This window comes from Yoonia sediminilitoris (assembly GCF_003058085.1).
In the GTDB taxonomy this organism is placed as follows: domain Bacteria; phylum Pseudomonadota; class Alphaproteobacteria; order Rhodobacterales; family Rhodobacteraceae; genus Yoonia; species Yoonia sediminilitoris.
Window position 1 is genome coordinate 828744 of the sequence record NZ_QBUD01000001.1, and the last position, 18404, is coordinate 847147.

The window sequence follows — 18404 nt, forward strand, 5'->3', positions numbered from 1 at the left end:
GCTCTGTAAAGGAAGCTCGACGTGCACTCTCCAGTGTGCGCCTAATTTTTCTTTTCGAGGTGATGTGTCGTCTGAAATGTTGAATGTCTGGATTGTTCTGGTGACGCTTTGCGCGGGCGCGCTGCTGATGTATCCCAGATTGGCCAACGCCCGGCTGTGGCGTGCAGCCATTACACCGCTGGCGTCGATCATTGGCAGTGGTTTTCTGGTTTTGGGGCCTGTCCTGAATGCATCGTTCGGGCAGTATGCGCCTGCGATCATGGTGATCCTGTGCCTGCTGGCTTACAGCTTTGGCAGCGTGATCCGTTTCAATATCATCCGGCTTGCGGTGCATGGCACGGCACGCCGCAAGATTGAGGACCGGCTTGAAACGCTTGCGTCCTGGGCGCTCGCCTTTGCCTATGTCGTGTCTGTTGCCTATTACCTGAACCTTTTGGGGGCGTTTGCCGTCAGCCAGACCGAAGCGGACACCGCCCGGAATGCAAAGCTTATTACCAGCATGGTCCTGATCCTGATCCTGTTGATCGGCTGGTCCAAGGGGTTTCGGGCGCTTGAGCGGATGGAGCAATTATCGGTCGGTCTGAAACTTTCCATTATCGCGGGCCTGTTGTTCGCGCTGGGGTGGTACTTTCTTGAAAAAGCGGCGGGCCACGCATTGCGCGCCAACCCCGCCGTCGTCAGCGGATGGCCAGCGCTGACCATGGTCGCGGGCCTGCTGGTGACGGTTCAGGGGTTCGAGACATCGCGCTATCTGGGCAATGAATATGACCCGATGACGCGGGTCCGTTCCATGCAGGTGGCGCAGTGGCTTTCAACGGCTATTTGCGTGGTCTACCTGCTTTTGCTCAGCTATGTGTTTGCGCCGGGCACGCTGGTGTTGGACGAAACGGCGATCATCGACATGATGGCCATCGTCGCCCCGATTTTACCGCTGCTTTTGATTACCGCTGCCATTAGCGCCCAGTTCAGTGCAGCCGTGGCTGATACCGGAGGTTCTGGCGGTCTGATCATGGAGCTGACTGGCGGGCGGGTCTCCGAACGGGCCGGTTATGCCGCGTTGGTGGCTGTTGGTCTTGGGCTGACGTGGGCTTTCAGCGTTTTCGAGATCATCAGCTATGCCTCGCGCGCCTTTGCTGTCTATTATGCGCTGCAAGCGCTCATCGCCACCATTGGCGCATGGGCGCAGCGGTCCAGCCCCGGCAAAGCCGTGCTCTTTGCCAGTTTGGCCCTGATTGGATTTGTGATCGCCATTTTCGGGGTGCCGGTCGAATAGCGCTAGGGCCCTGACCCTAGCCTGTCCTCGCCCGCCGTGACCTGCGACCTTGCCGGTCGCCGCCGCTGTTGAATTTGGCGTTGGGCAAATGAACGATGCTGTTCAAAATCGGAAACGGCTCTACCGCGTTGGGGATGGCAGAGGCATTGACGAAATGTTCCTGAAAACGCGGTTCGATGGCGGTTTCGACCTTGTGGATCTTATGGACGAGCGTTTCGATTTCCCGCCGCGCGTCAGTGTTTAGCAATGCGATCCGCGCACCGGTCCCCGCAGCATTGCCCGCACTTGTCACCTTGTCCAGTGGCACGTCGGGGATCATGCCCAGTACCATTGCGTGTTTGGGACTGATATGAGCACCAAAGGCACCGGCCAGCACCACGCGGTCCACCTTATCGACCCCGAATTTATCCATCAGCAAGCGCGCACCTGAATAGAGGGCGGCCTTGGCCATCTGGATTTGTCGCACGTCGGTATTTGTGACCGCGATTTTCGGGCCGCCATGTGCGGTGCCGTCGAACAGCAGGTAGGAATGGGTCCGCCCATCGGGAAAGCAGTTGGGGCTGCCGGTTTGTTCGGCTGATCCGATCAGGCCGGGTCCATCCAGAATGCCAGCCATGCGCATTTCGGCGATGACCTCGATAATGCCGGACCCACAAATGCCGCTTATCCCGGTCTGTGCGATTGCCGCGTCAAAACCATCTTCGTCAGACCACAGGTCGGACCCGATCACCTGAAAACGCGGTAGCTTGGTCACAGGGTCGATCTGCACATGCTCGATTGCGCCCGGTGCAGCCCGCTGCCCGTTGGTGATTTGCGCCCCTTCAAAGGCGGGGCCGGTGGGTGATGAACAGGCCAGCACCTTTTCGCGGTTGCCCAGCAGAATCTCGGCATTGGTGCCGACATCCACAATCAAAACAAGGTCTTCGGATTTGTCGGGCGCCTCTGACAGGGCGACCGCTGCCGCATCAGCCCCCACGTGGCCCGCAATGCAAGGAAGCAGATAGATGCGGGCCGCCGGATGCAGGTTCAGGTCCAACTCGCTCGCTCTTAGTGAAATGGCATCGGAGGTGGCCAGCGCAAACGGGGCCTGACCGAGTTCGTATGCGTCAATCCCGAGGAACAGATGGTGCATGACCGGATTACACACGAAAACCGCATCCACAATCAGTTGACGGTCAATCTCTGCTTCGCCTGTGATTTGATCGAACAGCGCGTTCATACCGTCACGTACCGCCGTCGTCATTTCGGCGGCACCCGTTGGATTCATCATGCCATAGCTGACCCGGCTCATGAGGTCTTCGCCAAAGCGGATTTGCGGGTTCATCATCCCGCAAGAGGCAATGACTTCGCCGGTTTGCAGGTCACACAGGTGGCCCGCAATGGTGGTGGATCCCAGATCAATAGCCAGCCCATAGATCGTGCCTTCGTAAAAGCCCGGCCAGATGGAAATGATCCGGGGGCTAAAGACCGCATCGCCCAGATGGATTGCTACGGTGACTTTCCATTCGCCCTTGCGCAGGGCCGCCTGCAAGGTCGTCAACACGCCAAGATCAGCCTCAAGATGGGGCAGGTCCCAGTCGCGCCGCAGGGCGGCTGTCAGCCGCTCAAGATCGCCAGAAGGGTCGTGCATATCCGGTTCGGCCACCTCGACATAATAAAGCCGGGTGGACGGGTTCATGATGATGTCGCGGACTTCGGCGCGCTTGCGCACCACTTGTTTATGGACCTGACTTTCGGCGGGCACATCAATAACAACATCGCCCTGCACGGTGGCCTGACACCCCAGACGGCGCCCCTTTTTCAACCCGCGTTTGTCATCATAGCGGGCTTCGACGGCGTTCCACGGCGTCAGCGCATCAGGTGCAACTGTAACCCCATGTTTGGAAAATTCACCGTATGACGGGGTGATCTGGCATTTCGAACAAATACCGCGCCCGCCGCAAACACTGTCCAGATCGACGCCAAGCTGGCGCGCAGCTGTCAGAACCGGTGTCCCTGTTGGAAAATGCCCGCGCTTTCCTGACGGTGTGAAAATGACAAGATGGTCTTTGCTCATGGATAAGGCCCGTATGTTTCGCAGCATACATAGACTGTCAGCGGGGGATTGGAACGGTCGTATCCGTCATAATGAATATGCAGAACGGCATGGGTCAGCCCAAAATCCCCCGCCCAAACAGCCAGACGGCCAAAGGCACGGGCATGGTGGCAAGCGCGATGGTCAGGATCATGGCCAATGTCTGGAACAACCGGGTGATGCCAGCCACAAGCATGATCCCGCCACCGCCGCCAATGACACTGTTGCCGGGCATGTTCAGAAGCAGTCCAATAGCGATATAGCGGTAGTCAATTAACGGCTTGGACAGCCAGACGGGCAGTCGCCCGGTCAGGTCGGCCAGACGTTCTTCGCGCGATTGCTGCTTAATCCGCTCAAGCATCCGGCAGGCGCGCATCAGGCGGAAATCGGCAAACATGCGGTGCAGCCAGTCAAGCGACAGTGATTGCCCCAGCAGAAAGGCCGTCGAAAGCCCAATAACGGTTGCGAGATAGACAAAGGGCGCAACGTCGGCCCCCAGCACCACCAACAGACCCACCCCCAGTTCGATTCCGGGCACAAAGGGGATGGCGACCAGAACCGCATAGGCGATCAGCGCAGTCAGGATCAGCCCGACCATCGCTCTTGCGGCGGCCTCTTCCTCTAAAAGGTGAATCCGCGCCATGATCCAGTCCACCCCGAGCTTGACCATATAGGCGGCAGCCAGGATCAAAATGACGCGGACCGCGATCCGGGGCAGGGCGATGTGCCATGGCGACGGTGTCAGTTTGCGTGGGCTGTGGGTGGTCATGGTGAACCTTGCGTTGCTTGGTGCGGGCCTGCAAGAGCCTTTCGGCACAGATTGCCCTTTCGTGCATGTGCGATCCATGCGATAGCGCGATGCCAACGATGGCCAGCATAAAGGAACGCATGATGGAGATTCGCGAGGCACTTACTTTTGATGATGTTCTGCTGGTTCCGGGCGCATCCAGCGTGCTGCCATCGACCGCAGACACCCGCACCCGTGTTGCAAAATCGATCACGATGAATATCCCGCTGCTGTCCAGCGCGATGGATACGGTGACCGAGGCCCGCATGGCGATAGCGATGGCACAGGCCGGGGGCATTGGTGTAGTTCATAAGAACCTTGATGTGGCAGCACAGGCCGAGGAAATTCGCAGGGTCAAACGCTTTGTCTCGGGGATTGTCTATAACCCGATTACGCTGACCCCGGATCAGACACTCGCCGATGCCAAGGCGCTGATGGATCGCTACCGCATCACCGGCTTTCCGGTTGTGGGCGAGGGCGGCAAGGTGCTGGGCATCGTCACCAACCGCGACATGCGCTTTGCCGAAGACGATGCGACGCCCGTCAGCGTGATGATGACCTCGGACGATCTGGCGATCCTGCGCGAACCTGCCGATCTGGAAGAGGCCCGGTCCCTGATGAAGGCGCGCCGCATCGAAAAGCTGCTGGTCACGGACGCAGTGGGCAAGCTGACTGGTCTGCTGACGCTCAAGGACAGTGAGCAGGCTGTCCTGAACCCTGTTGCCTGCAAGGACCATCTTGGCAGGTTGCGGGTCGCTGCGGCCTCTGGTGTTGGCGATGCGGGCTTTGAACGCTCTGCTGCCCTGGTCGAGGCAGGCGTCGACTTGATCGTCATTGACACCGCCCATGGCCATTCCGAAGGGGTCGCCAAAGCGGTGGAACGCGCCAAGATGCTGTCGAACGAGGTCCAGATCGTGGCCGGCAACATTGCCACGCGCGAGGCTGCCAAAGCCTTGATTGGTTCTGGTGCGGACGCAGTCAAGGTCGGTATCGGGCCCGGTTCGATCTGCACCACACGCATGGTTGCAGGCGTCGGCGTACCACAGTTGACCGCGATCATGGATTCTGTTGCGGGCGCGGGCGATGTGCCTGTGATTGCCGATGGCGGTATCAAGTTTTCGGGTGATTTTGCCAAGGCGATTGCGGCGGGTGCGTCTTGCGCCATGGTCGGCTCGATGATCGCGGGCACCGACGAAAGCCCGGGCGAGGTGATCTTGTATCAGGGCAGGTCATTCAAGTCCTATCGCGGGATGGGCAGTCTGGGTGCGATGGCGCGCGGTTCGGCTGACCGTTATTTCCAGAAGGACGCTGCAAGCGACAAGCTGGTGCCCGAAGGCATCGAAGGGCAGGTGCCCTACAAAGGCTCCGCCAGTGCGGTTGTGCATCAGCTTGTCGGCGGTCTGCGCGCCGCAATGGGCTATACCGGCAATGCCACCGTCGACGAGATGCGCACGAACTGCAAATTCGTCAAGATCACCGGTGCAGGCCTGCAAGAAAGCCATGTGCATGACGTGCGTATTACGCGAGAAAGCCCCAACTACAGGATTGGTTGACCGATGACCCCCGGTGCGCGCGTCGCGGCGGCGATCACGATCCTGGACCAGATATTGACGGGTGTGCCCGCCGAGCAGGCATTGACCGGCTGGGCGCGGTCCAGCCGCTTTGCCGGGTCCAAGGACCGCGCGGCGATCCGTGACCACGTTTTTGACGTCCTGCGCGCGAAACGATCTTTGGGGGAGGGTGACGGGCGCAGCCTGATGATTGCCCTGATGCGGCGCGATGGTCATGATCTTGCAGCGCTGTTCAATGGTGTGGGTCATGCGCCACCGGCGCTTGCCGATGATGAGTGCGACGCGCCCGTGCCGTTGGATACGCCTGCTGCGTGCGACGTGCCCGACTGGCTGTGGCCTGCGTGGCAAGCCAGCCTTGGAGACAAGGCAAAGGCAGTCGCTCTTGTGCAGCAAACGCGCGCATCCGTCTTTTTGCGGGTCAATCTGAACCGTGCATCGCGTGCTGATGCGGCCAGACTATTGGCCGCCGATGACATTGATGCGGCCCCGGTTGCGGGCGTGGATACGGCGCTGCGCGTGCGCAGCAATCCAAGGCGGATCAAGCTTTCGCAAGCATATGTTGACGGGTTTGTAGAACTTCAGGATGCATCGTCGCAATGGGCGATCGGCCGGGTGCCGGTCAAGCCCGGTGCGCGGGTTCTGGACTATTGTGCCGGTGGTGGCGGCAAGGCGCTTGCTTTCGCAGATGCCTATGACGCGCAGATCTTTGCCCATGACATCAACGCCCGACGCATGGCCGACATTCCCGCCCGTGCCGCACGCGCTGGTGCCAAGGTTGAGATTTTGACAACAGACGCCTTGCAGGATGCCGACCATTTTGACGTCGTGTTCTGCGATGCCCCCTGTTCGGGAAGTGGAACATGGCGACGCACCCCGGATGCAAAATGGCGCCTGACAGAAGACGATCTGGACCACCTTGGACAGATGCAAAAAGAGGCATTGGCCGCTGCTGCTGCTTTGACTTGCACCTCGGGATTACTTGCCTATGCGACCTGTTCAGTTCTGTGCAAGGAAAACGAAGATATCGTTAACGCCTTCATCGACAATGACGGCAGTTGGAAGATTGTCTCGCAGGAGAAACGATTGCCGGACGCCGACGGAGACGGTTTCTTCATTTGCGTGCTGCAAACCAAAAAAACAACTTAAGATTGCATAATCATTTGACATTTAAACTTAATGATTGGTTAATCGTTCCTGCGTAAATCTTCGACAAGTCAGTGTAATGAGGGAACGGACGTGCCGACAGATCAATCGTTTGAATTACCTTCATCCTCGCGACAGTCAACAATGCCAGTTACGGGTATTTTCTTAGCAATTGCTATGGTCTGCTTTTGCATGGGCGTTTTTGTACCGCAACTTGCATTGAAAATTGGCCTTGCCACAGCGGGTGGGATTTTCTGCGCCATGGCGGGTTGGCGCTTGAAGTCTTGGGTAAAACCCAACATCGGCTTGGGAAAAAAGCAGAGCGGATACCAGTCCTTGGTGGAGTCCGACGTCGATTGTACCTTTGTTACCGACCCGCAAGGCATGGTGATAGCCCATAGCAATGTTGCGTCAGATCAGTATGGCAGCCAGACAGGACAGTCCGCACGCGGCGTGTTTGGCCGTATTCTGGCCGATCCTGACAAAGTTCTGGATACACTCCTTGAAAAGGTCGCTTCTGGCGAGGCTGGCAAGGAAAATGTTATCACCCAAAGGGGCCAATTCAGGCTGAGCGTTTCTCCGCTACCTGATGCAAAGCTTTTGTGGCGGATCATTGACTCAGGAGCGGCAGGGTTCCCTTTGGCCAATGGTTTTACCAGTGGACACCTGCCCACAATAATCGTCGATGCCGACAACCGGATTGTGCAGATCAACGATGCATGCCAGGCGCTCCTCCGCGCGCGACCGGAAAAATTGAGTGAGATCGTCGATAGTCTGCCCCTGCGTTCCGGGCAACAACACAGGATCAAGACGGCCAATGGCAAAATTACCGCCGTGATTGCCGAATTGGCGCTCGATAACGGCGGAACAGCCGTATATCTGATCCCGGATACTGCCGCACAGACCCCTCGCTTCTTCAATGCCGGTTGGGACGCGATCGAAGATTTGCCCGTCCCTTTGATGAAGATCACCCCCGACGGAGAAGTACTCGCATCGAACCGCGAGGCGCGCTTGTTGCTCAAGATCGACGACCGTGACGGGCAGCGCATCGGCGAGATGCTGGACGGGCTCGGGCGTCCTATCAGTGACTGGCTGCGCGAAGCCGCTGAAGGGCGGGGCGGCAATATCTCGCAATTCCTGCGTGGCCGCAGCGGCAATCAGGATACCTTCGTGCAGGTCACACTGAACATCTCGGGAGAGGGGGCTGACAAACATTTGATTGCGGTTCTCAACGACGTGACCGAGTTGAAGACACTCGAGGCGCAGTTTGTCCAAAGCCAGAAGATGCAGGCAATCGGGCAGTTGGCCGGCGGGGTTGCGCATGATTTCAACAACTTGCTGACGGCAATATCGGGTCACTGCGACCTGCTTCTTCTGCGCCATGACGAGGGCGATCAGAACTACGGCGATCTGATCCAGATTCATCAAAATGCCAATCGGGCGGCAAGCCTTGTCGGGCAGTTGCTGGCCTTTTCGCGCAAGCAGAACCTGCAACCCGAAATCATTGACCTGCGCGACACGCTGTCTGACTTGACGCACCTGCTGAACAGGCTCGTGGGCGAGAAAGTAACCCTATCCCTCAACCATGACCCCGCTTTGTCACAGATAAAGGCCGACAAACGTCAACTTGAGCAGGTGCTGATGAACCTGGTGGTCAATGCACGGGATGCAATGCCGTCGGGGGGCGAAATTCAGGTCGTCACCTCCAACCTTTTAATGAAAACGCAGATGGTCAAGGACCGCGCAGTCGTGCCACCGGGCGAGTATGTCATGGTCAAAGTGATTGATGAGGGCTTCGGGATTGCGCCTGAGAAACTGCCTAAGATATTTGAGCCTTTCTATACGACCAAGCGCACAGGCGAAGGCACGGGCCTGGGACTGTCCACTGCCTACGGCATCGTCAAACAGACCGGCGGCTATATCTTTGCCGAAAGCGAAGTCGGCAAGGGCACGCAATTTTCGTTGCTGTTCCCCAGCTATGATCTTCCGGTGGCAGAGCCCCTGGACATGCGGGCCCCTGGCCCCGAGCCAATGAGCAGCGAGGCGGACGGCGTGGTGCTTCTGGTTGAGGATGAGGCGCCTGTGCGGGCATTTGCATCGCGGGCCCTGCGCCTGCGTGGCTATACTGTCCTTGAAGCGGATTGCGCCGAAGCCGCGCTGGAACTTTTGTCGAATAATGACCTGACCGTCGATATCTTTGTAACCGATGTCATCATGCCCGGATTGGACGGGCCGACATGGGTGCGCAAGGCGTTGACCGACCGACCGGACACAAAGGTGGTCTTTGTGTCCGGTTACGCCGAAGACGCCTTCGGGGATGATCAATCGCGCATCCCGAACTCGGTCTTTTTGCCAAAACCCTTTTCTTTGAACGCCTTGACGCAAACCGTTCAGGCGCAACTTCAAGAGCACGCATAGCGGCACATGCCGTGAATTGCCGTGGCACATTCAGCGAGCAACAGCACCCAGACCGTAAGATGGATCTTGATCCATCACCCGCCCTGAGCGTGCAGGCCTTGTAGATGGGCGGCTGACCCGGTCAGTGCGGCATAGTCATCTTCTATCACATGGACGGCAAAGTTGTTCATGAAGCCAGCAAATCGGCCTTTGTCCTTGAACGCATCCACAAAGCCAAAATTTACAAGATGCGGGGCAAATGCGCGTGCAACACCGCCCACCAGATAGACCCCGCCAAAGGGAAGCTGTATCAGCGAAAGGTTGCCGCACACTGTACCCAGAATCCGCGTGAAAAGCCGGGCCGCTTCGACCGCGCGTTCATCATCACCGGATGCACAGGCGGTCATGATGTCTTGCGCGGCACATTCACGCGGATCACCGGCTTCCTGCCCCAAGAACGCATAGACACGCTCGAGCCCGCGCCCCGACAGTACATCTTCTACAGCAGGGAACCCATGCGCGGTGGAAACAAACTCGCACAGTTGCAGTTCGCGCGCGTTGCGAATGGGCAGGTTAGCGTGTCCGCTTTCGGACGGTGTGACAACACGGCCGGATTTGAGGTCAAAGACGGGGGCCGCATTGAAACCGGTACCGACGCCGATGACCAGTTTCGCAGCATTGGGTTGCGGCTCTGGTCCGCTGATGATGCTGCGCACATTCGCAGGATCAATATGCCCCAACGCGTGCCCTTGTGCCTGTAGGTCATTGAGGATTGCCACATGCTCGGCGCGCGTCGCACGGGTCAGCGTGTCCTTGTCGATGGTCCAGTCAAGATTGGTCATCGTCGCGCGTTCATCGCGCACGGGGCCCGCCACCGCCACACAGGCCCCGATCGGGTCCACGTTATTCTCATCGGCGATGTAGCGTTTGATCACCGCTTCCAGCCCCGGAAATTCACGATTGCGATAACGCCGGATGGTCCCGTCGACCAGTGTCAGCCCGTCGGCGAGCGCGACACGGGTGTTGGTGCCGCCGATATCCGCGACAATTGCATAGGCATTTTTTGGATGGGCCATTGTTGCCGTCCTTATCGGGCGATTGCCGCCTTGAGTGCGTGGTAGGACGCCTTGGGTGTCCGTTTCTGCGTTTCGAAGTCCACATGTATCATGCCGAACCGCTTTTCATAGCCAAAGGCCCATTCGTAGTTGTCCAGCAACGACCAGTAAAAGAAACCCTGCACATTTGCACCATCTGCGATGGCACGCTTTGTCGCCAGCATATGATCGGATACGAACGCCGTCCGCTCGGGATCATAAACAGCACCGTTTTCGACCGTGTCCTCCCAGGCCATGCCGTTTTCGGTTACAAAGATCGGCAGATCCCCGACGTAATCCTGCGCTAGGCGAGTCAGGAAATGGTGCAGCCCATCAGGATAGATTTCCCAGCCCATCTGGGTTTTGGGCAGGACACCGTCGATGGCCTTCAGATGCGGCCACGCAGTTTTGGGGTCATGCAGCATCTTGTGGCGGGTATAGTAATTGACGCCGAGCCAATCCATGGGCTGGCTGATCTGCGCCATATCATCCTGCCAGCCTTCCGGCATATGGCTGCCGAACCCGGCCAGCACTTCGGCAGGGTAGGTGCCCTTGGTGGCCGCTTCGATGAACCAGCGATTATTGATAGCGTCCTGCAAATTGGCGGCCGCAGCGGCTTGGGGCGTGTCTTCGGCGGGCGAAGTGTGGTCGAAGTTCAAAACGATGCCGCAGTTGTCCATACCTTTGGCGCGCATCCGGCTCATCGCTTCGCCGTGCGCCAGCATAATGTGGTGCATTGCGCGGGCGGTTGCCCGCAAGTCGCGCAGACCGGGCGCGTGATGCCCCAGAAAATGCGACAGAAACGCCACGCACCAAGGTTCATTGACAGTGGCAATCGCATGCATGCGATCTCCGATCCTGTCGGTAATGACGTCGGTAAAATCGCCGAAATATTTGACCGTGTCACGATTTGCCCAACCGCCAATATCCGCCAGAGCCGAGGGTAACTCCCAGTGGTACAGTGTTTGAAACGGCTTCAACCCGCGTTCAAGTATGGCATCGGTCAGCCGGTCGTAGAAATCCAGCCCATCAGGATTGATGGAGCGCCCGTCAGGCATCACCCGTGCCCACGATGTCGAAAACCTGTAGGCATCCATGTTGCCATCTTTGAGCAGATCAAGATCTTCGGCGTAGCGATGATAGTGATCGCAGGCGATGGCCCCGTCTTCGTTGCGGATCACATTGCCCTGCACGGCGGCAAAGGTATCCCAATGGCAAGGTCCGGCGCCGCCGAACTGGTGGCCTTCGATCTGGTAGGCGGCGGTCGCAGCTCCAAAGGTAAAACCTTCTGGAAAATCAGCACGTTTGAAATCCATATTAATCCTTTCGGGGGGCAGGCCCGGTTGAGCCGCCTATCACAAGTTCAGCGTCGAGCAAGACAGTCCGGGGCGGCGCTGTGGGGTTACGTATGACGTTCAGCAGCATTTCGGCCAATTGCCGCCCCGCATCACGGACCGATGACCGCGTGGCAGTGAAAATTGGCGTGGCATTGCCATTCTGAAGATAGGAAAAGACATCGTCATGGGACACGATTGACACGTCCTTTCCCATCGTCAGCCCATGTTCCTCGACTGCACGTCGGGCACCCAGCGCGCAGATCAGGGATGACACGATAATGGCCGTTGGCGGATTTGCCTGCCGCAGCATATCGCGGCTTGATTCATAGCCAAAAGCTTCGGTCATTTCGTCAGACCGCATCAGCTGTGGATCAGTCGCGATGCCATACGACCTGTGAGCAGCAATGTAGCCGTTGCGACGACGGTAAGCGAAGTCCATTTCTTCCAGCCCGTTGATCAGGCCGATCCGCCGATGCCCTAGCTCCAGCAGATAGCGCGTCGCCCGTTCAAACGCCTGTCGATTGTTCATGTCGAGCCAAGTATAGGGGATATCACAGCCCGACGCGCGTCCGTGGACGGCAAAAGGCAGCCCCAGATCGCTCAGAAGCCCGATCCGCAGATCATTCATCTTTGGGCCATGCACGATAACGCCATCGACCGATTGTCTTGATTTCATCCCGCGGTAGATTTGTTCCTCTTGCGCATCATCGACGATGGACAAGAGCATTTCATAGCCATTGCGGGCGTAGGTTTCGCTGGCGCCAGCGATGAAATCACCAAAAACGGGGTTCACTATCTCGTGCTTGCTGGACACGGGGATGACATGACCGATGGTCAGCGCTTTGCCGGTCGCGAGCCCTTTGGCCCGTGTGCTAGGGCGATAGTTGGAAGCTTTCGCGGCTTCCTGAACCCGCTTGCGGGTGGCAGCACTTACTTCGGGATAGCCGTTCAGCGCCCGGCTGACCGTGGTTTGGCTGAGCCCCAGTTTTTGCGATAGTTCCTTAAGGTTCATCTGACCTGTCTTGATATTTGCAGGGTGCCGAAGGTGCGGCAAAGTGCGCTGTTTTATCTTCGTAATCGTTTCAGTAGCGTCAAAAACGGGGATCGCCAAGCGTTTTTTGGATTATTGATCCTGTTGACAGCTACCCTTAGTTCGACGACTGTAAGGCAGCCAAAGCGCTTTGGCTATGATTCCATTGATGGTGAATCTGCGCGAAGCCTTGGTGAAAATGTAATGCACGCGAAAAAAATCGCGCTTGGGAGGTAACTTAATGAAAACGAAACTCTATGCGGGTGTTGCGGCGCTTGCCCTGTCCGCTGGTGCGGCGGCTGCTGAAGGACATCTGTCCGGCGTGCAGATCACTGTGTCAGGCACATGGCTGAGCCCCGAAGCCGAGATCGTCAACGAGATCTTCGATATCTTCGAAGCACAGACAGGCGCAGAAGTCAGCTATGTGGGTTCGGACAGCTTTGAGCAGCAGGTCGTTATCGACGCTGAGTCTGGCTCTGCCGCCAATATTTCTGTCTTCCCACAGCCGGGTCTGGCTGCCGACCTTGCATCGCGCGGGTTCTTGACACCATTGGAAGAGGGCTCTGCCGAATGGATCGCTGAAAATTATGCAGCAGGTCCGTCTTGGGTTGATCTGGGCACATATCCTGATGAAAACGGCGATCCGCAGCTTTACGGCATGTTCTTCCGTGTCGATCTGAAATCTCTGGTCTGGTACAGCCCCGAGAACTTTGAAGATGCGGGCTACGAGATTCCGCAGTCCATGGAAGAGCTCAAGGCGCTTTCTGATCAGATCGTTGCCGATGGTGGCACACCTTGGTGTATCGGTCTGGGTTCAGGCGCTGCAACGGGCTGGCCGGCGACCGACTGGGTCGAGGATATGCTGCTGCGCACGCAGCCACCGGAAATCTATGACGCCTGGGTTACAAACGAACTGGCATTTGATTCACCTGAAATCATTGCCGCGATTGAAGAGTTCGGCGCATTTGCACGCAATGATGATTATGTTGCCGGTGGTGCCGGTGCTGTTGCGACGACAGACTTCCGCGATAGCCCCAAGGGCATGTTTTCAAGCCCGCCACAGTGCTACATGCACCGTCAGGCATCGTTCATTCCGGCCTTCTTCCCCGAAGGCACTGAAATTGGCGAAGACGTCGATTTCTTCTACTTCCCGTCCTATGAGAGCAAAGACCTTGGCTCCCCGGTTCTGGGTGCTGGCACATTGTTTGCGATCACCAACCCCGGCGAAGGTGTACAGGAACTGATCACCTTCCTGCGTCAGCCCGAAGCCCACGAAGTCTGGATGTCCTATGGTGGCTTCCTCACACCACACAAGGGCGTTGATACCTCCAAGTTCATCGACGATACCTCACGCGGTCTGAATGACATTCTGCTGGGTGCGACGACTTTCCGCTTTGACGGGTCGGACCTGATGCCTGGCGGGGTCGGCGCCGGCGCGTTCTGGACAGGTATGGTTGATTATGTCGGTGGCAAGGATGCTGCCGAGGTCGCAACCGGCGTACAAAACGCCTGGGACGCACTTAAGTAATCACGACGCGTTTTATGTGCCTCCGGTTTTTGCCGGGGGCACAATTGGTGATGGACACGGTGGATGTTCATCGTCTTAACTACCATAAAATAACGGGGAGGAGCGCGCTATGGATGCCGCATTACTGGGTCTTGTGACCATTGTCATTGGCGTGGGCGGATGCATCGCCTATTTCTACCTCTCCAACCAGTTTCTTGATCATGTGCTGTTCCCCGCCAAAGGCGAGAACGCCGGGCGCAATATCAACCGTGCCAACATGGTCCGGCCCTGGCTGTTTCTGGCCCCAGCCATGATCGCATTGGGCCTGTATCTTGCTTATCCGGTATTTGCGACGCTTTGGTTTTCGCTGACGGACCGCAATCAGGACGGTGCCTTTGTCGGCTTTGCCAACTATCGCCAGATGGCGGATGACCCCAAGTTCTGGGAAGCGATGCGCAACAACATGCTTTGGTTGCTGATCGTGCCTGCAGCGTCAACTGCCTTTGGCTTGTTGGCGGCACAACTGACTGACCGGATCAAATGGGGTAGCTTTGCCAAATCCCTGATCTTTATGCCGATGGCGATTTCCTTTGTCGGTGCTGCAGTTATCTTTAAGCTGATCTATGATACGCGCCCCGTTGATCAGGCCCAGATCGGCGTGATGAATGCCGTCTGGCTGCAATTCGAAGGCGGTGTCGGGTCGTTCCTGATTTTGCGGCTTTTGCCGGGGCTTTTGTTGATTTCGGGGGCCGCGCTGGCGCTTTTCATTGCCTACGGCCAAGGCGTTGCGATCAAGGAAAAGGGTGGGGCGTTCTTGCGATCAATCGGCATTTTGCTGATGGTCTATTTCGCCTACGCTTTCTTGCGCCTTGCATATGGCGCGTTCACAAATGAATTTGACTACGGCGTACCGCAAAACTGGCTGACGATGCCGGGATGGAACTCTTTCTTGTTGATGATGGTTCTGATCTGGATCCAGACCGGATTTGCCATGGTGATCCTGTCGGCCGCGCTGCGCGGCATCCCCGAAGAAACGGTTGAGGCCGCGATTGTCGATGGGGCCAATCCCTTTCAGGTATTCTTCAAAATCAAGATGCCGCAGATCTCGGGGACCATTGTGGTGGTCTGGACCACGATTACGCTTGTTGTCCTTAAGGTCTTTGACATCGTTTTCGCGATGACCAACGGGCAGTGGGGTACACAGGTTCTGGCAAACTACATGTATAACCAGCTGTTTGTCGCGCTCGATTGGGGTGTGGGTTCGGCCAGTGCAATGATGATCATGCTGCTGGTGTCCCCGATCCTGATCTGGAACGTCTATAACGCCCGCAAGGAGATGCGCTAAAATGGAAAACATTGCTGGAAGCAAGTCCGCCCTGAGCTGGATTGTACAACTTTCGGCGCTGGCGCTGGTGTTGTTGTGGCTTTTCCCGACCGTTGGCCTGTTGGTGTCGTCCTTTCGCACGTCAGACCAAATCGCCAGCTCTGGCTGGTGGCAATCGCTGTTTCCGACGGAACAGAACCTGACGCTGCGTACGGCCGACCCAGATGACGAGGGCGTACAACAGCTGATTGATGGGGTTTATACCGTCAGCGGCAACCTGTTTGTCGTCGAAGGAGACGCAGATTCCGCCGCCGAGAGCGAAGCGACAATCAGTATCTGGGGCACGTCCAGCCGCGATATTGCCGCCTATCAACCAGGTGAAACCGCCGATCTGGGCGACGGAGAGCAGATCACAGTTGAGGTCAATGGCGACTACGTCTGGACCAGTCCAACAGAATTGTCTGGTCGTGGGCAACGTGCCTTTGTGACTGCGACAACGCCGCCAGAATTCACGACCGAAAACTATGAGACCGTTCTGATCAGTGGCAACACAACCGACAGTATGGCCAAGGCGTTTTTCAACACGCTGACCGTGACGATTCCTGCCACCATAATTCCAATTGTGATCGCGGCCTTTGCCGCCTATGCGCTGGCATGGATGGACTTTCCGGGCCGTGCGTTGCTGATTGCCTGTGTCGTCGGCTTGCTGGTTGTACCGCTGCAACTGGCCTTGATCCCGCTGCTGCGTCTGCACCTCGAAATCGGCATTGGCAAAGGCTATCTGGGCACCTGGATGGCGCACACCGGCTTTGGGCTACCGCTCGCGATTTATCTTTTGCGCAACTATATGGTCGGGTTGCCCCGTGACATCATCGAAAACGCCAAGGTAGACGGCGCCACCGACTTTCAGATATTCACCAAGATCATTCTGCCGCTGTCATTCCCGGCACTTGCGTCTTTTGCGATTTTCCAGTTCCTGTGGACATGGAACGATCTGCTTGTGGCCAAGGTGTTCTTGATTGATGCGACGGGCCAGACCACCGTTATGACCAACCAGATTGTCGAACTGCTGGGAACGCGTGGCGGCAACTGGGAAATCCTTGCGACGGCGGCCTTTGTATCCATTTCGGTGCCGCTGGTGGTGTTCTTCGCCATGCAGAAATATCTGGTGCGCGGCTTGTTGGCCGGCTCCGTCAAATAAGGAAAAGACCAATGACATTGTCAGCAATTCCGGCGCAAACTTTAGCTCCGAACGGTGATTGGTGGCGTGGGGCGGTGATCTATCAGATATACCCGCGCAGCTTTCAGGACAGCAATAGCGACGGGATCGGGGATTTGCGCGGTATTGTGCAGCGCTTGCCCTATATCGCATCGCTGGGGGTTGATGCGATCTGGATATCGCCATTCTTCATGTCGCCGATGAAGGACTTTGGCTATGACGTCAGCGACTATTGTGATGTGGACCCGATGTTTGGCAATCTGGCCGATTTTGACGCCGTGGTCGAAACCGCCCACAGGCTTGATGTGCGCGTCATGATTGATCTGGTGTTAAGCCATACCAGCGATCAACACCCGTGGTTTGAAACGAGTCGCGAGTCGCGCGACAATGAAAAGGCCAACTGGTACGTCTGGTCGGACCCAAAACCGGATGGGACGCCCCCCAACAACTGGTTGTCAATCTTTGGCGGCTCTGCCTGGCATTGGGATGCACGGCGCGAGCAATATTATCTGCACAATTTTCTCGTGGCGCAGCCTGACCTGAACTTTCACGAACCTGCCGTGCAAGAGGCATTGCTGGATGTGGCGCGGTTCTGGCTGAACCGTGGTTGTGACGGGTTCCGGCTTGATACGATCAACTTTTACATCCACGATGCGCAACTCCGTGACAACCCCCCGTTGCCCCCCGAAAAGCGCAACGCAACTATCGCTCCTTCGGTGAATCCCTATAACCATCAGGAACATCTTTATTCCAAGAACCAGCCGGAAAACCTTGTATTTCTGCGCAAGCTGCGCGCCGTGATGGAGCCCTTTGGCGCCGCTGCTGTTGGTGAAGTCGGCGATGCCCAACGCGGGCTTGAGATTATGGGCCAGTACACGGCTGGCGATGATCTGATGCAGATGTGCTACGCCTTTGAATTTCTGGCGAAAGACCAACCAACGGCGGACCGTTTTGTGTCTGTTCTTAAACAGGTTGATGAGGTCGCTGCCGATGGCTGGGCCTGCTGGGCCTTTTCCAACCACGATGTGATGCGACACGCGACACGCTGGGACCTGCCGCCCGGCGCACAGCGGATGTATGCGACCTTAATCTTGTGCTTGCGCGGGTCGGTCTGCCTTTACCAAGGCGAAGAACTGGGCCTGCCAGAGGCTGACGTCGCCTTCGAGGACTTGCAGGACCCCTACGGCATTGAATTCTGGCCTGAATTCAAGGGCCGCGACGGTTGCCGCACCCCGATGGTCTGGGAGCCCAGCAACCAGAACGGCGGATTTTCAATGTCCCGGCCATGGCTGCCTGTTGCGACCGAGCATCTGAATTTGTCAGTCGCGCTGCAAGAGGATGATCCGGGCGCGTTACTACACCATTACCGCAAGGCGATTGCCTTTCGCCATGCGCACAGTGCTTTGTCGCGCGGCGATCATGCAGATTTGGCGGCAACTGGCGATGTGCTCCACTTCAAGCGCATAGACAGGGCGGAAACGATTTTTTGTGCGTTTAATCTAAGCGACACGCCGTCGGATTTTGATCTGCCGGAAGGGGACTGGGAGCCAATAGGGTCCGAGCTTGGCAGCGCAATTGCATCTGCTGATGGCAGGTTGCATTTGGGGCCTTGGCAGATTTGCCTTGCCCAAAAGATATAAAGGGGAGT

At 57.3% G+C, this 18404-nt stretch carries 13 protein-coding genes; 8 read left to right on the forward strand and 5 right to left on the reverse strand.

Annotation, left to right across the window (positions count from 1 at the left end; all coding sequences use genetic code 11):
• Positions 1 to 76: 76 nt before the first annotated feature.
• The gene (locus C8N45_RS04125) at positions 77 to 1273 is read left to right on the forward strand and encodes an Aq_097 family APC-type transporter (RefSeq protein WP_108384897.1); all 1197 of its coding nucleotides are present in this window, start codon (positions 77 to 79) and stop codon (positions 1271 to 1273) included.
• 16 nt (positions 1274 to 1289) lie between these two features.
• Here the strand turns inward: C8N45_RS04125 and C8N45_RS04130 are convergent, their stop codons facing one another.
• Together C8N45_RS04130 and C8N45_RS04135 are read right to left on the reverse strand one after the other, a co-directional pair.
• On the reverse strand, positions 1290 to 3329 hold the full coding sequence (locus C8N45_RS04130) for an ASKHA domain-containing protein (RefSeq protein ID WP_108384898.1): 2040 nt from the start codon (positions 3327 to 3329) through the stop codon (positions 1290 to 1292).
• Positions 3330 to 3423: 94 nt separating this feature from the next.
• Positions 3424 to 4116, reverse strand: coding sequence for a hypothetical protein (locus tag C8N45_RS04135; protein ID WP_108384899.1), 693 nt, complete (start codon positions 4114 to 4116; stop codon positions 3424 to 3426).
• Positions 4117 to 4238: 122 nt separating this feature from the next.
• Between C8N45_RS04135 and guaB the strand changes: the two genes are divergently transcribed.
• The 3 genes from guaB (at position 4239) to C8N45_RS04150 (ending at position 9266) form a co-directional block, all read left to right on the forward strand.
• The gene (gene guaB, locus C8N45_RS04140; RefSeq protein WP_108385158.1) at positions 4239 to 5687 is read left to right on the forward strand and encodes an IMP dehydrogenase; all 1449 of its coding nucleotides are present in this window, start codon (positions 4239 to 4241) and stop codon (positions 5685 to 5687) included.
• 3 nt (positions 5688 to 5690) lie between these two features.
• Positions 5691 to 6851 (forward strand): RsmB/NOP family class I SAM-dependent RNA methyltransferase, encoded by a 1161-nt coding sequence (locus C8N45_RS04145; RefSeq protein WP_108384900.1) that lies wholly within the window; start codon positions 5691 to 5693, stop codon positions 6849 to 6851.
• A gap of 336 nt (positions 6852 to 7187) precedes the next feature.
• Positions 7188 to 9266 (forward strand): ATP-binding protein, encoded by a 2079-nt coding sequence (locus tag C8N45_RS04150; RefSeq protein ID WP_311135879.1) that lies wholly within the window; start codon positions 7188 to 7190, stop codon positions 9264 to 9266.
• Between the two features lie 74 nt (positions 9267 to 9340).
• Here C8N45_RS04150 and C8N45_RS04155 read toward each other — a convergent pair whose 3' ends face one another.
• The 3 genes from C8N45_RS04155 to C8N45_RS04165 are packed head-to-tail and all read right to left on the reverse strand — an operon-like array spanning position 9341 to position 12688.
• Positions 9341 to 10321, reverse strand: a complete 981-nt coding sequence (locus tag C8N45_RS04155) for a glucokinase (RefSeq protein WP_108384902.1) — start codon at positions 10319 to 10321, stop codon at positions 9341 to 9343.
• A gap of 11 nt (positions 10322 to 10332) precedes the next feature.
• A complete protein-coding gene (locus C8N45_RS04160) occupies positions 10333 to 11655 on the reverse strand; it encodes a GH1 family beta-glucosidase (protein ID WP_108384903.1) in 1323 nt (440 codons plus the stop codon).
• A gap of 1 nt (position 11656) precedes the next feature.
• Complete coding sequence (locus C8N45_RS04165; protein ID WP_108385159.1) at positions 11657 to 12688, reverse strand: LacI family DNA-binding transcriptional regulator; 1032 nt, start codon at positions 12686 to 12688, stop codon at positions 11657 to 11659.
• Positions 12689 to 12947: 259 nt separating this feature from the next.
• On the opposite strand from C8N45_RS04165, the gene C8N45_RS04170 reads away from it, so the two are divergent.
• The 4 genes from C8N45_RS04170 (at position 12948) to C8N45_RS04185 (ending at position 18396) form a co-directional block, all read left to right on the forward strand.
• Positions 12948 to 14234: an ABC transporter substrate-binding protein gene (locus C8N45_RS04170; RefSeq protein ID WP_108384904.1), complete on the forward strand. Its 1287-nt coding sequence runs from the start codon at positions 12948 to 12950 to the stop codon at positions 14232 to 14234.
• Between the two features lie 109 nt (positions 14235 to 14343).
• Positions 14344 to 15558 carry a carbohydrate ABC transporter permease gene (locus tag C8N45_RS04175; protein ID WP_108384905.1) on the forward strand — a complete coding sequence of 405 codons (1215 nt, stop codon included), beginning with the start codon at positions 14344 to 14346 and terminating at the stop codon, positions 15556 to 15558.
• A 1-nt stretch (position 15559) separates the two neighbouring features.
• Positions 15560 to 16738 carry a carbohydrate ABC transporter permease gene (locus C8N45_RS04180; protein ID WP_108384906.1) on the forward strand — a complete coding sequence of 393 codons (1179 nt, stop codon included), beginning with the start codon at positions 15560 to 15562 and terminating at the stop codon, positions 16736 to 16738.
• Between the two features lie 11 nt (positions 16739 to 16749).
• Positions 16750 to 18396: an alpha-glucosidase gene (locus tag C8N45_RS04185; protein ID WP_108384907.1), complete on the forward strand. Its 1647-nt coding sequence runs from the start codon at positions 16750 to 16752 to the stop codon at positions 18394 to 18396.
• Positions 18397 to 18404: the final 8 nt, after the last annotated feature.

Coding starts and splice junctions, on each gene's coding strand:
- C8N45_RS04125 (WP_108384897.1), top strand. CDS start 77: ATGTTGAATGTCTGGATTGTTCTGGTGACGCTTTGCGCGGGCGCGCTG.
- C8N45_RS04130 (WP_108384898.1), bottom strand. CDS start 3,329: ATGAGCAAAGACCATCTTGTCATTTTCACACCGTCAGGAAAGCGCGGG.
- C8N45_RS04135 (WP_108384899.1), bottom strand. CDS start 4,116: ATGACCACCCACAGCCCACGCAAACTGACACCGTCGCCATGGCACATC.
- guaB (WP_108385158.1), top strand. CDS start 4,239: ATGGAGATTCGCGAGGCACTTACTTTTGATGATGTTCTGCTGGTTCCG.
- C8N45_RS04145 (WP_108384900.1), top strand. CDS start 5,691: ATGACCCCCGGTGCGCGCGTCGCGGCGGCGATCACGATCCTGGACCAG.
- C8N45_RS04155 (WP_108384902.1), bottom strand. CDS start 10,321: ATGGCCCATCCAAAAAATGCCTATGCAATTGTCGCGGATATCGGCGGC.
- C8N45_RS04160 (WP_108384903.1), bottom strand. CDS start 11,655: ATGGATTTCAAACGTGCTGATTTTCCAGAAGGTTTTACCTTTGGAGCT.
- C8N45_RS04165 (WP_108385159.1), bottom strand. CDS start 12,688: ATGAACCTTAAGGAACTATCGCAAAAACTGGGGCTCAGCCAAACCACG.
- C8N45_RS04170 (WP_108384904.1), top strand. CDS start 12,948: ATGAAAACGAAACTCTATGCGGGTGTTGCGGCGCTTGCCCTGTCCGCT.
- C8N45_RS04175 (WP_108384905.1), top strand. CDS start 14,344: ATGGATGCCGCATTACTGGGTCTTGTGACCATTGTCATTGGCGTGGGC.
- C8N45_RS04180 (WP_108384906.1), top strand. CDS start 15,560: ATGGAAAACATTGCTGGAAGCAAGTCCGCCCTGAGCTGGATTGTACAA.
- C8N45_RS04185 (WP_108384907.1), top strand. CDS start 16,750: ATGACATTGTCAGCAATTCCGGCGCAAACTTTAGCTCCGAACGGTGAT.